Consider the following 11131-nt stretch of genomic DNA (forward strand, 5'->3'; position numbering starts at 1 on the left):
CTTGGATCCCAAATTTGGCGTCGCAATAGCGGGCAAATCTTGCATTCACGTTGCTCGGCTTCGCAATAGCGGGCAAATCTCGCACGCGTGCCGTTCCGCTGCGCGACAGGCGCCGCCGGACGCGCATACTTGTGGCGAGGAGCCGCGTCACGAAAGGGGAGGGCATGGCTACGCCCGAGTTCATCCTGCGCCTGCGCGAGAAGATCGGCCACGACCCGCTGTGGCTGATCGGCGTGACCGCCTACGTGGAGGACGGCGCCGGCCGTCTGCTGCTGGGGCGGCGCGCCGATACCGGAGAGTGGGCGCTCGTCTACGGCATCAACGAGCCCGGCGAGGAGCCGGCCGCTACGGTGGTGCGCGAGGTGGCCGAGGAGACGGGCGTGGACGTGGTGCCCACCGACCTCGTGCGCGTGCGGGCGCAGCGCGAGCTCACGGTCTACGCCAACGGCGACCAGACGCAGTACCTCGACCTGATGTTTCTGTGCCGCGTCGCGGAGGGTGGCCGAGCGGAGCCGCACGTGGCAGATGACGAGAGCCTTGCGGTGGGGTGGTTCGCGCCGGACGCGCTGCCCGAGCCGCTGGCCGCCTCGACGCGCGAGCGCCTGACCGCGATGGCCGCCTGGCGGTCGGCGGGCGCGAGTCGCGCCCTCTTCGCACTGGAAGAGTGATTCTTTCAGTCGGTCAGTCTCCCCTCATCGTCGGTCTCTGCTGGGTGAGCAGGAGGAGTGATTGACTTGAAGATTTTCGTCTTGGTCATATTGCAGCGGTTCTCGAGGCTCAGACAAAGTTCTTCGGCGTCGAGGCGATTCTTCAGAGCACTGTCAACGGTTGCCCTTGGGAATATGCCCGAGTAGATGTACTCGTCAACCTCGTCTCCAGCCTTGTTTTTCCGCAGCGTGTGGGCTGAACTTGTGACCTGATGCAGCGTGGGGCTCATATTGAGCAGCTTTGACGACAGATAAGAGAGAAGACTGAAAACGTAACAGGCATAGTCCTCGCGTAATCTCTTTTGAGTTTTTGCTTTGACCTTGGTTTTGCCGCTTTTTAGTGTAACTAGCTCTTCGGCTGGCAAGTCCTCAATGGGAGGCAGTGATACATCCAGAAACAACTCGTTGGAGGCGCGCAGTACGGAACACGAGCAAGTGAGGTGGTCTGATAGAGGGACATCTAGGTTGGAGATAATTCTGCGGGACTCAGAGGACATGAAAATAGCGTTGCCCTCCAGCCGATTCTTGATGTTCTCTACTTGCTTGTCATACTGTTTGTCAAACGCTTTGTTCTGCTTGCGCTCTCGCTCCGATTCCTCGGCTTCGAAAGACTGGCGTCTCTTATCCCAAGCGTCAAATGCAGCTGAGTACCGCTCCTTGATACGCTCCTTTACATAATCGTTTTTGAGACGATATGACTTCCAGAACGCAAGTGTTTTAACTTCGCTGTCCGCTTCCCGAGAGATTTCTTCAACAAGCTCATCAATCTGCGGCTTAGGAACGTTAAAGACCTTCCTGTCGTATCGAAGTGGGACAAGCTGTTGCAGGTCATCGTTTAGCGTACTCGTGGTGCACAACATGGGAGCGGATTTCCAAATCTCGGCCATACGAGAGGACGGGTCTGAGCTTAGCTGCTCGTGCAGGGAAGGGGTTGTTTGCATCGCTGCTCTACTCCTGGGGCTTTCGGGGTGTATTGGGAGGGAATCGAGGCTGGCGCCTGCCGAGGCTGCAATGGCGGTTGATACGCAGGTCTTCCGTTCCGGGGATGCGTGTCCGTCGGCTATTTTGTCCCTGCGGTAGATTCTTGTTCCTGGGATGGACAAGTTGCGGTATACACCACGTTTTCCGATATTTACCGACGCGCCCCTTGTTCCGATGGTGGTGCTCACCCCCGATTTGGAGACGTTAAGCTTTACACCCGGAGCGATTTTGATTGTCTTTCTGAATCTCCAACCCATCGTGCCTCCCCGTGAGAGACGCAGCGCTTCGATCATTTCGTAGACTAGTATAGTTATAAGTATTGAAGTAGCAGCAAAATGCGTTGCCAGCCAGTGGTGAGGTTGACATGGGTACAGACGATAACAACCAGCATGGAGCATGTCCTGAAGACGGAGATGGCCGGCTCACGGACTCCGAGCTCGAATCAGTGTCGTATCGCTATCCCTCGGGCAAGTCATTTGTCGTGCCATTCGTTCTTAGTGTTGTGGCGTTGGTAGCCGGCTTGTGCGGCCAGTATCTGCCGTTCGTAGGAGCTGTTATCGGCATCGTCGCGTTGCTGCTTCGACATGTGTCCGGCGTTCCGCGTGATTGTCAGAAGGCTCCCAGGGCGGCAACCGTTCTTGCCATTGCGGGCATACTCGCCTCGTTTGCCCTGTCTTTGTATGATCCGCGTCCTGGTACCATCTCCCTCACAATTGACGCACCGGAATGGCGAGCCTCCTACGGAGATATAACCGTGCGGGTGACGGGGGAGACTGACCAAGGCAGCGAGTTCCAAGACACTCTCGAGGTTACCCCGAATACACCTCATGAGATTACGGATTACGAGACGGGAACCTATTCCTTCTCGATTGACGACGACGATCTCGAGATGACAGATGTTTTGTTCGAGTCCAAGGCGAGCGGTTCTGAACCAGACGCCGAGTGCACACTTGGGCTCGAGCAAGACGTCAATGTGTCCATTCCCCTTGTAATGGTTCCCTTGGACGGAGAGCTTACGTTCTCGTTGGGTGACGGAGACGTTCCAAACGATACGAACGTGGCATCCGTGAGTGTCTCCGGAACGACGGAAGAGGGAGAATCGTTTAGCGATTCGTTCCAGATAGCCTTCGGGGAAACCAAGGACCTGAGCTCTTACCCAAGCGGAGACTATACGTTTACTGTTGAGCCAGGGTCTTTTACGGTCGACGATACGGTCTATGTTATCTCGTCGTATCACGTTGCCTACAACAAGCGTGATGACGTGCCCGTTCTGATCTCAGCAAAAGTGGACGAGCAGGCAACACAGGAGCTCGCCCAGCAACGCGCTGCTGAAAGGGCGGCTGCTGAGGAAGCTCAAAGGCAACAGGAAGAGGCGGCTGCTGCGGAGGCGCAGAGGCAGCAAGAGAGCTACACCCAGCCCGTTGAGCAGACGGTATACATCACTGATACAGGGTTGAAGTATCACCGGAGCGGATGCCGCTACCTGCGGCAGTCATCTCATCCCATCTCGCTCTCCTCGGCTAAGGCGCAGGGCTATACCGCATGCAAGGTGTGTAGTCCGCCTCAGTAGACACCTTTCTCGCCCGAAGCTAGGCAGGGCCCGGCGCTGCCGCCGTCCTACTACGTTTCGCGAGTGCAAGAAGATAATTTATCGAATGGTTTCTCGGCGGTCTCTCTTTCGCACAAACTTGTGTTTTGTTGATGAGAAGGGCTGGTGGGAAGGCTGAATATCAAAAAATTCGTGCGCTCGCGAAATGCGAGCCGTCTGATTGCACGTCCTTGCCGTCGATACATACTAATGGTATGTTTTCGCCAAGGCACCACGAGGAACGGGAGGCAGCCATGGCGCGCAACGCGCACCCCGAGGAGACCGTGAGGCGCATCCTCGACGTGGCCGAGGAGCTCTTCTGCACGCGCGGCTACGAGCACACCACGATGGCCGACATCGTCGACGGCCTCGGCGGGCTCACCAAGGGGGCCGTCTACCACCACTTCAAGAGCAAGGAGGACATCTTCGAGGCCGTCTTCGAGCGGGCCAACCGCCCGCTCATCGAGCGCTGCGACCGCGTCATGGCCGACCGCTCGCTCACGGGCCTTGAGAAGATCCGCGCGCTCGATCAGGCGTCCGCCGAGGGTCCCTCCGCCGAGCTCTGGTCCGCCATGCGCCCCTCGCCCGACCCCGTCCAGAGCGCCCGCATCCTCGCGCGCGAGTACGCCGACGCCCTCGAGACCGCGCGCGGCTACGTGGAGCCGGCCATCCGCGAGGGCGTGGCCGACGGCTCGATCACCTGTGACTTCCCGCGCGAGACCGCCGAGGTCATGCTGCTCGTGGCCAACCTCTGGATGGTGCCGCTGTTCAATCCCGTGGCAGACGAGGAGCAGTTTGCCCGCCGCGTCGAGGTGTTCCTGCGCGTGTGCCGCGCGCTCGGGGTTGAGCTCGGGGAGTGGGAGTCGCTCGACCCGGGCCGCATCCTGCGCGAGGCGTGGAGCCCGTTCGCCATGGCCGAGAAGGACCCGGGCGTCGAGAAGGACCGGGGCGCCGCGCCCGCCGCGCCCGCCGGTTGCCCGCCCGAAAAGCAACCGCCGGTTGGTGGAGGCAACTGCTGAGCTTTGCCTACGCTCGCCTGAGCGGGGAGGGCCGCCGCGCGCGGCTTTTCTCGGCTCGAAGATACATACCAACCGAACGTATGAAAGGAAGGATCGATGGGAGTCAAGAAGGACGGAGCCGCGACGCGCCTGTTCACCCCCGGCTTCGCGGCCGTCACGGCTGCGCAGGCCCTCTCGCTGCTTGGCATGGAGATCCTGCAGTTCGTGCTGCCGCTGCATCTGCTCGCGCTGACCGGGTCGGGAGCGCTCTACGGCGCGGTCATCGCGCTCGGCAACGTGCCGTACCTCGTGCTCGCGCCCATCGGCGGCGTGGTCGCGGACCGCACGCGCAAGCGCGCTGTCATGGCGGCGTGCGACCTCGTCCTTGCCGCGGCGCTTCTCGGCTACCTGGCGCTCTCGGGCACGCCCGCGCTCGTGCCGGCCACCGTGGGCGTGCTCATGGGCGCGTTCGCCGCCCAGGCGCTCTACCAGCCGTGCATGCAGTCGGCCGTGCCGCGCCTCGTGGCGCCGGAGCGCCTCGAGCAGGCCGTGGCCGTGACCAACCAGGTGGGCATGCTCACCGGCATGGGCGGCCCGGTCGTGGGAGGGCTCGTCTACGGCTTCCTCGGTCTGGGGCCCCTGACGGCCGCGGCCGCGGCGTGCTTCGCGGCGTCGGGGGCGGTCGTGCTCGCCCTGGTGCGCGTGCCCTACGAGCCGCCGGCGCGCACGGCCGGCGCGCTCGCCACGGTCCGCGGCGACCTGGCCGAGGCGCTGGCCTTCCTGCGCGTGCGTCCGACCATGTGGCGCGTCATCATGGCGGCGACGCTCGTCAACCTCTTTGGGTCGTCGTTCTTCAACGTGGGCTCGTCCTACGTGGTCACGCAGACGCTCGGCCTGTCCAGCCAGCTGCTCGGAGCGCTGCAGGCGACGCTCGCGGTGGGCGGTCTCGTTGGCGGCGCGGTGGTGGCGTTGCGCCCGGGCGGCCTCGGCCTGCGCAGCGTGCCCGCCCTCCTGGGCTCCGCGGCGGCGGGCATCGCGGCGATCGCGCTCGTGCTGGCCGCGCCGCTGCCGCCGCTCGGCGCCTACGCGGGCCTGGTGGCGTGCTACCTCGTCTCGATGGCGCTTTGCGCGGCGCTCTCGATCGTGGTGACGTCGCACCTGCAGCGCGAGGCGCCCGAGACCCTCACGGGCAAGGTCATGGCGCTCGCGGTCATGCTTGCCAACCTCGTCACGCCGCTCGGGCAGGCGGTCTACGGCGCCGCGTTCGACCTCGTGCCGGCCTGGGCGGTGGCCATTCTCGCGGCAGCCGCGCCCGCGGCGGGCGCCGTCTGGCTGCGCCGCGCCGTGTGCCCGCCTCGTCCGTGACGCGCCCCATCAAGTGCGCGCTATTCCGAGTATGTCATGGCAAACAGTAACCAGCGAACTGGGAAAACGCTGGCGAGAAGGACCCGTTTCTCAAAAACTCGCCCCGAATAGTGCGCACTCGATTCACGGGGCGCGCGACAGCCCGCCAAGGCCGCGCACCCCCCCGACGCCGCGCCCCGCGCTTCTCGTCCGGCGGCTACGCCTGCGCGCGACGGGCGAGGCACATGCCGATGAAGTCGGCCATCTCGGCGCGGAAGTCCGGCGCGTACGGGCTGATGCCCAGCTCGTCGAGGGCCTGCGTCACGAGCGGGTTGCTCCAGCAGTACCCCGTGATGCCCACGGCGTGGTAGTAGGTCGCCGAGATCGCCCACGAGGCGTCCTCGGCCGACATCGGCAGGATCTGCGCCAGGCGCCCGGACATCCGCTCGACGTAGTCGTAGTAGCCGCGCTTGAAGCCCTTGAGCCGCTCGAGGCCGACGTTGGTCTCAACGATGGTGGGCAGCAGGTCGCCCAGGCGGAAGTACTCGCGGTGCGCGTTGGCGATGCCGGCCCACACCTCGGCGATCGTGGGCGCGGCGAGCCCGCAGCCCTCGGGGAGCGCGGCGAGAAGCGCCTCGAAGTAGGCGCCCATTTCGTCCTCCGCGAGCAGCAGGAAGACCTCCTCCTTGGTGCTCACGTACTTGTAGAGGTTGGCGCGCGACCAGCCCAGCTCGTCGGCGATCGTGGTGAGCGTGATCTCGTGGTAGGGGCGCTCCGCGAACTGCCGGCGCACGGCCCCCTTGATCTGCTCGAGGCGCTGCTCCTTCTGCTCGGCGCTGCGCGCCCTGATGAACTCTGCCATGGGTCCCCCTGTGCTTCTCGATAGGCAGATTATATCCCGCCTTATCCCAAAAATAAAAGAATCGGCGTCACTTGACCCTTTACAAAATACGTGACGTTGCGTAACCTAAAGTCGCACAGAGAAACGCGACGAAGGGAATACGACATGAAGAAGGACCTCGGGAGCCTGCTCGCCCTCTATCCCACGCCCGCCTGCCTGGTGGGCGCGATGGTGGACGGCAAGCCCAACTGGATGCAGGTCGCGCACGTGGGCATCATCGGCCACGACCGCATCATGATCAGCTGCATGTCCAACCACCACACCAACAAGGGCATCCGCGAGACGGGCGTGGTCTCGGTGAGCCTGTGCGACCGCGCGATGCTGACCGAGCTCGATCGCGCGGGCGGGGCGTCCGGGGCGAAGGTCGACAAGTCGGAGCTTCTCGCCTGGTCGCCGGCGGACAACGGCGCGCCGGTGCCGGACAAGGCGCCGCTGACGCTGGCCTGCCGCGTCGTGGACACCTACGAGACCGAGAAGTTCGACAACTTCGTGCTGGCCATCGACGCCACGCTCGTGGAGGAGGACAAGCTCGACGAGGCCGGCAAGCCCGACTACGGCAAGATCAGCCCGGTGCTCTTCGAGTTCCCCACCTACTCCTACTACGCCACCGGCGAGAAGATCGGCACGTGCCTGAGCTTCAAGTAGGCGCGCGCTGACCGAAACCGCAACACGAGAAGGGACACCAATGAGTCAGATCGCCTATCCGTCCGTGGCGCTCGGCGCCTGGGCCTGGGGCAACGACGGCACCTTTGGCGGCGGCCTTTCGCCCGAGGACGTGCGCCCCGTCTTCGACGCCGCCCGCGAGCGCGGCCTCAACCTCTGGGACACCGCCTTCGCCTACGGCATGGGCACCTCCGAGCGCACACTCGCCGGCTTCCTCGCCGACCTGCCGCGCGACAGCTACCTCGTGTCCGACAAGTTCACCCCGCAGTGCGCGGACGCGAGCTCGGACACGCCGGTGGCCGACATGATCTCCCGGCAGCTCGAACTCATGGGCCTCGACCGCTTTGACATCTACTGGATCCACAACACGGTGGGCGCGCCGCGCTACACCGAGGAGCTGGCCCGCTACTTCGAGGGCCGCGACGACGCGCCGGTGATCGGCGTCTCCAACCACAAACTCGCCGAGATCCGCCAGGCGGGCGAGATCCTGCGCGCGCACGGGCTGCGCCTGGGCGCCGTGCAGAACCACTTCAGCCTCATCAACCGCTCGTCGGAGGCCTCGGGCATCCTGGACTGGTGCCGTGAGAACGACGCCACGTTCTTCGCGTACATGGTGCTCGAGCAGGGCGCGCTCACGGGCACGTACACCACGGCCAACCCCATGCCGGCCGACTCGGCGCGCGGCCAGACCTACAACCCCATCATGGACAAGCTCGAGGTCATCAACGCCGAGATCGCGCGCGTGGCCGAGGTGCACGGCGTCAAGCCCGCGCAGGTGCCGGTGGCCTGGGCCGTGGCCAAGGGGACGCTGCCGCTCATCGGCGTGACCAAGCCGGGCCAGGTGGCCGACGCGGCCGAGGCGGCCGCGGTGCGGCTCGCCGACGAGGAGGTCGCGGGTCTGGAGCGCGTGGCCGACTCGCTCGGCCTCGACGTGATCCGCTTCTGGGAGAAGGTCATGGACTAGCCGCGCGTGCGGGCCGGGGCGCCTCGGGCGTCCCGGCCCCGCGGCAGACGGCGGAGAGGAGCAGATATGAGCAGGGTGCTGGTGGCGTACTTCTCGGCGAGCGGGACCACGGCGCGCGCGGCGCGCGAGGCGGCCGCGGCGGTGGGCGGCGAGCTCCATGAGATCCGTCCCGCCGACCCCTACACGACGGCGGACCTCGACTGGCGCAACAAGCGCAGCCGCAGCTCCGTCGAGATGAACGACCCCGCGTGCCGCCCGGAGCTGGCCGAGCCGGCGCCGGACGCGTCCGGCTACGACGCGGTGCTGCTGGGCTTCCCGATCTGGTGGTACGTGGAGCCGCGCGTGGTGGACTCGTTCGTGGAGGCGGCGAACCTCGCGGGCGTGCGCGTGACGCCGTTCGCGACCTCGGGCGGGTCCGGGATCGACGGCGCCGAGAGGAGCCTTGCCGAGAAGTACCCGGACGTCGCGTGGCAGCCGGGCGCGCTGCTCAACGGCCGCGATGTCGCTGCCTGGGCGCGCGGTCTGGGCCTGTAGGTACCGCCGACGGATGCTCGGGCGGTACGACTATGTACACCCCATCCGACTATGTACACCCGAGTGATGGGTAGCGTGTATCAGCGCAACCTCTGAGCTGGGGTTTTGTAAATGGCCATCCCGCTGGTGGTGTACATAGTCGTCGAGGGTGTACATAGTCGGAGCGAAAAGGCAGACAAAACCCGGAATCCGGCGCAAGGTGGCGGGCCCGCGCGGGCCGCCCGGAGAGGAGACGCACGTGAACATCATCATCCTGCAGGGGAGCCCCAACCGCGACGGCTCCACGGCCATGCTCGCGGAGGAGTTCGTGCGCGGCGCGCGTCAGGCGGGGCACAGTGTCGAGCGCATCGACGTGGCGCACGCGGGCGTGCACCCGTGCACGGGCTGCGTGACCTGCGGCTACGGCGCCCGGCCGTGCGTGCAGCGCGACGGCATGGCCGCCATCACCGAGAAGATCCTGGGCGCCGACATGCTCGTGCTGGCCACACCGCTCTACTACTACGGCATGACGGCCCAGCTCAAGACCGTAATCGACCGGTTCTGCTCGGACAACTCGGCCATCTCGGGCCGGCGGCTCGACGCGGCGCTTCTCGCCGACGCGTGGAACGCCGACGACTGGACCTTCGACGCGCTGGTCGCGCACTACGAGACGCTCTGCCGCTATCTCAACATGCACGACCGCGGCCGGGTGCTCGGCTACGGGTGCGGCACACCGGGCATGACGCGCGCCTCGCGGCACCTGCGCGAGGCCTTCGAGCTCGGCGCGTCGCTGTAGGATTGACATGTGGAAAAGGGACTGTCCCTTTTCCACGGCAGAGGGAGGGAACATGGCCATCACGATGAACCTGTACTACACCGGCGAGAACGGCGCGGCCCGGCGCTTCGCGGAGGAGATGGAGGCCACGGGCACCGCCGACCAGATCCGCGCGCGCGAGGGCAACCTCTGCTACCGCTACTTCCAGCCGCTCGACGACCCCGAGACCGTGCTGCTGATCGACTCCTGGTCCGACCAGGCGGCGCTCGACGCGCACCACGCCTCGCCGGCCATGGCCACGATCGCGGAGCTGCGTGACAAGTACGACCTGCACATGCGCGCGGAGCGCTACGTGAGCGACGACGCCGGCGTGCCCGACCACGACGCCGCGTTCCTGCGGGAGTAGGGGGCCGGCATGGCACAGATGAGCTACGCGCCGCTGGGGCGCTCGGGGATCGAGGTCAGCCGCGTCTGCCTGGGCGGCATGAGCTTCGGCGAGAAGATCGCGGGTGGCCACCAGTGGGTCGCCGACTACGAGGCCACGCGCGACGTGATCGCCCGCGCGCTGGAGCTCGGCGTGAACTTCATCGACACGGCCAACTGCTACGCGGCGGGCACGAGCGAGGAGTTCATCGGGCGCGCCCTGCGCGAGCTCGGGGTGCCGCGCGAGAAGGTCGTGCTGGCGAGCAAGGTCTTCTTCAACGAGGGGCGCCTCTCGGCCGCGGCCATCAGTCGCGAGATCGACGGCACGCTGCGCCGCCTGGGCACCGACTACCTGGACCTCTACATCATCCACCGCTTTGACTACGGTACGCCCATCGAGGAGACCATGGGGGCGCTCGACGCGCTGGTGCGCGCGGGCAAGGTGCGCGCCCTCGGCGCGAGCGAGATGTACGCCTACCAGCTGCACGACATGCAGGTCGTGGCCGAGAAGAACGGCTGGACGCCGTTCAGCTCGGCCCAGATCCACTACAACCTGCTGTACCGCGAGGACGAGCGCGAGATGATCCCGGTATGCCGCCAGTACGGCATGGCGCTCACGCCCTACAGCCCGATGGCCTCCGGGCACCTGTGCCGCCCCACCTGGGAGTCCCCCAGCGCGCGCGGCACCACCGACGAGACGGTGCGCCAGAAGTACGACGCCGACCGCGAGCGCGACCTGCCGATCGTGGAGCGCGTGGCGCGGGTGGCGCAGGCGCACGGCGTGCCCATGGCGCGCGTGGCGCTGGCCTGGCACTGGGCGCGCGGCGTGACGGCGCCGATCGTGGGCTGCTCCACGCCGGCGCGCGTGGACGACGCGGTGGCGGCGCTCGACGTGACGCTCACCGCCGACGAGCTGGACCTTCTCGAGAAGCCCTACGTGGCGCACGAGCTCGTGGGCCCGCTCGCCCGTCCCGGCGAGAAGCCCCTCGCGGGCACCAACGACCCCAACAGGAAGTAGCCCGCCGCGCCGGCGCGGGCCGCGGGGCCCCTAGAGCGCGAGCTCCATGAGGCTCGAGACGTGCGTGAACTCGCCGTTGTGCTCAAGCGTGAACGCGCCGAGGTCGGCGAAGCCGCAGGCGCGGTAGAGCGCCGCGGCGGGCGCGTTGTTGTCAAAGACGTCCAGGCGCAGCGAGCGCGCCCCGCGCATCCGGGCCTCGGGGGCGGAAGGCGACCCCCCCCCGCCACCCACTCACCACCCCCCCACACCCCTCGCG

Annotated in this window: 13 protein-coding genes; 10 read left to right on the forward strand and 3 right to left on the reverse strand. The window is 66.1% G+C overall.

Features of this window, described 5'->3' with window-relative positions; all coding sequences use genetic code 11:
• Positions 1 to 164: 164 nt before the first annotated feature.
• Positions 165 to 668: an NUDIX hydrolase gene (locus ACWTSU_RS00570; RefSeq protein WP_455137957.1), complete on the forward strand. Its 504-nt coding sequence runs from the start codon at positions 165 to 167 to the stop codon at positions 666 to 668.
• 5 nt (positions 669 to 673) lie between these two features.
• On the opposite strand, the gene ACWTSU_RS00575 is transcribed toward ACWTSU_RS00570, so the two are convergent.
• Entirely contained in the window at positions 674 to 1945 is a 1272-nt protein-coding gene (locus tag ACWTSU_RS00575) for a DUF4236 domain-containing protein (protein WP_455137958.1), read from the reverse strand.
• 107 nt (positions 1946 to 2052) lie between these two features.
• Here ACWTSU_RS00575 and ACWTSU_RS00580 point away from each other — a divergent pair, with 107 nt between their 5' ends.
• From ACWTSU_RS00580 to ACWTSU_RS00590, 3 genes are all read left to right on the forward strand, one after another.
• Positions 2053 to 3258, forward strand: a complete 1206-nt coding sequence (locus tag ACWTSU_RS00580; protein WP_455137959.1) for a DUF4190 domain-containing protein — start codon at positions 2053 to 2055, stop codon at positions 3256 to 3258.
• Positions 3259 to 3530: 272 nt separating this feature from the next.
• Positions 3531 to 4295 carry a TetR/AcrR family transcriptional regulator gene (locus tag ACWTSU_RS00585; protein WP_455137960.1) on the forward strand — a complete coding sequence of 255 codons (765 nt, stop codon included), beginning with the start codon at positions 3531 to 3533 and terminating at the stop codon, positions 4293 to 4295.
• Between the two features lie 96 nt (positions 4296 to 4391).
• Positions 4392 to 5639: an MFS transporter gene (locus ACWTSU_RS00590; protein WP_455137961.1), complete on the forward strand. Its 1248-nt coding sequence runs from the start codon at positions 4392 to 4394 to the stop codon at positions 5637 to 5639.
• Positions 5640 to 5835: 196 nt separating this feature from the next.
• Here the strand turns inward: ACWTSU_RS00590 and ACWTSU_RS00595 are convergent, their stop codons facing one another.
• On the reverse strand, positions 5836 to 6480 hold the full coding sequence (locus ACWTSU_RS00595; protein ID WP_455137962.1) for a TetR family transcriptional regulator: 645 nt from the start codon (positions 6478 to 6480) through the stop codon (positions 5836 to 5838).
• A gap of 144 nt (positions 6481 to 6624) precedes the next feature.
• On the opposite strand from ACWTSU_RS00595, the gene ACWTSU_RS00600 reads away from it, so the two are divergent.
• The 6 genes from ACWTSU_RS00600 to ACWTSU_RS00625 all read left to right on the forward strand — a co-directional run bounded on the left by ACWTSU_RS00600 (position 6625) and on the right by ACWTSU_RS00625 (position 10875).
• Positions 6625 to 7164, forward strand: a complete 540-nt coding sequence (locus ACWTSU_RS00600; RefSeq protein WP_455137963.1) for a flavin reductase family protein — start codon at positions 6625 to 6627, stop codon at positions 7162 to 7164.
• A gap of 40 nt (positions 7165 to 7204) precedes the next feature.
• Positions 7205 to 8146: an aldo/keto reductase gene (locus ACWTSU_RS00605; protein ID WP_455137964.1), complete on the forward strand. Its 942-nt coding sequence runs from the start codon at positions 7205 to 7207 to the stop codon at positions 8144 to 8146.
• Between the two features lie 66 nt (positions 8147 to 8212).
• Positions 8213 to 8680: a flavodoxin gene (locus ACWTSU_RS00610; RefSeq protein WP_455137965.1), complete on the forward strand. Its 468-nt coding sequence runs from the start codon at positions 8213 to 8215 to the stop codon at positions 8678 to 8680.
• Positions 8681 to 8918: 238 nt separating this feature from the next.
• Positions 8919 to 9455, forward strand: a complete 537-nt coding sequence (locus tag ACWTSU_RS00615; protein ID WP_455137966.1) for a flavodoxin family protein — start codon at positions 8919 to 8921, stop codon at positions 9453 to 9455.
• A gap of 52 nt (positions 9456 to 9507) precedes the next feature.
• The gene (locus tag ACWTSU_RS00620) at positions 9508 to 9840 is read left to right on the forward strand and encodes a putative quinol monooxygenase (protein ID WP_455137967.1); all 333 of its coding nucleotides are present in this window, start codon (positions 9508 to 9510) and stop codon (positions 9838 to 9840) included.
• Between the two features lie 9 nt (positions 9841 to 9849).
• Positions 9850 to 10875 (forward strand): aldo/keto reductase, encoded by a 1026-nt coding sequence (locus tag ACWTSU_RS00625; protein WP_455137968.1) that lies wholly within the window; start codon positions 9850 to 9852, stop codon positions 10873 to 10875.
• Between the two features lie 30 nt (positions 10876 to 10905).
• Here ACWTSU_RS00625 and ACWTSU_RS00630 read toward each other — a convergent pair whose 3' ends face one another.
• Positions 10906 to 11106 carry a hypothetical protein gene (locus tag ACWTSU_RS00630; RefSeq protein WP_455137969.1) on the reverse strand — a complete coding sequence of 67 codons (201 nt, stop codon included), beginning with the start codon at positions 11104 to 11106 and terminating at the stop codon, positions 10906 to 10908.
• Positions 11107 to 11131 lie beyond the last annotated feature (25 nt).

Source organism: Thermophilibacter sp. (assembly GCF_966187215.1).

What these genes read in the sequence shown, in the direction of transcription:
- ACWTSU_RS00570 (WP_455137957.1), top strand. Translation starts at nt 165, where the DNA reads ATGGCTACGCCCGAGTTCATCCTGCGCCTGCGCGAGAAGATCGGCCAC.
- ACWTSU_RS00575 (WP_455137958.1), bottom strand. Translation starts at nt 1,945, where the DNA reads ATGGGTTGGAGATTCAGAAAGACAATCAAAATCGCTCCGGGTGTAAAG.
- ACWTSU_RS00580 (WP_455137959.1), top strand. Translation starts at nt 2,053, where the DNA reads ATGGGTACAGACGATAACAACCAGCATGGAGCATGTCCTGAAGACGGA.
- ACWTSU_RS00585 (WP_455137960.1), top strand. Translation starts at nt 3,531, where the DNA reads ATGGCGCGCAACGCGCACCCCGAGGAGACCGTGAGGCGCATCCTCGAC.
- ACWTSU_RS00590 (WP_455137961.1), top strand. Translation starts at nt 4,392, where the DNA reads ATGGGAGTCAAGAAGGACGGAGCCGCGACGCGCCTGTTCACCCCCGGC.
- ACWTSU_RS00595 (WP_455137962.1), bottom strand. Translation starts at nt 6,480, where the DNA reads ATGGCAGAGTTCATCAGGGCGCGCAGCGCCGAGCAGAAGGAGCAGCGC.
- ACWTSU_RS00600 (WP_455137963.1), top strand. Translation starts at nt 6,625, where the DNA reads ATGAAGAAGGACCTCGGGAGCCTGCTCGCCCTCTATCCCACGCCCGCC.
- ACWTSU_RS00605 (WP_455137964.1), top strand. Translation starts at nt 7,205, where the DNA reads ATGAGTCAGATCGCCTATCCGTCCGTGGCGCTCGGCGCCTGGGCCTGG.
- ACWTSU_RS00610 (WP_455137965.1), top strand. Translation starts at nt 8,213, where the DNA reads ATGAGCAGGGTGCTGGTGGCGTACTTCTCGGCGAGCGGGACCACGGCG.
- ACWTSU_RS00620 (WP_455137967.1), top strand. Translation starts at nt 9,508, where the DNA reads ATGGCCATCACGATGAACCTGTACTACACCGGCGAGAACGGCGCGGCC.
- ACWTSU_RS00625 (WP_455137968.1), top strand. Translation starts at nt 9,850, where the DNA reads ATGGCACAGATGAGCTACGCGCCGCTGGGGCGCTCGGGGATCGAGGTC.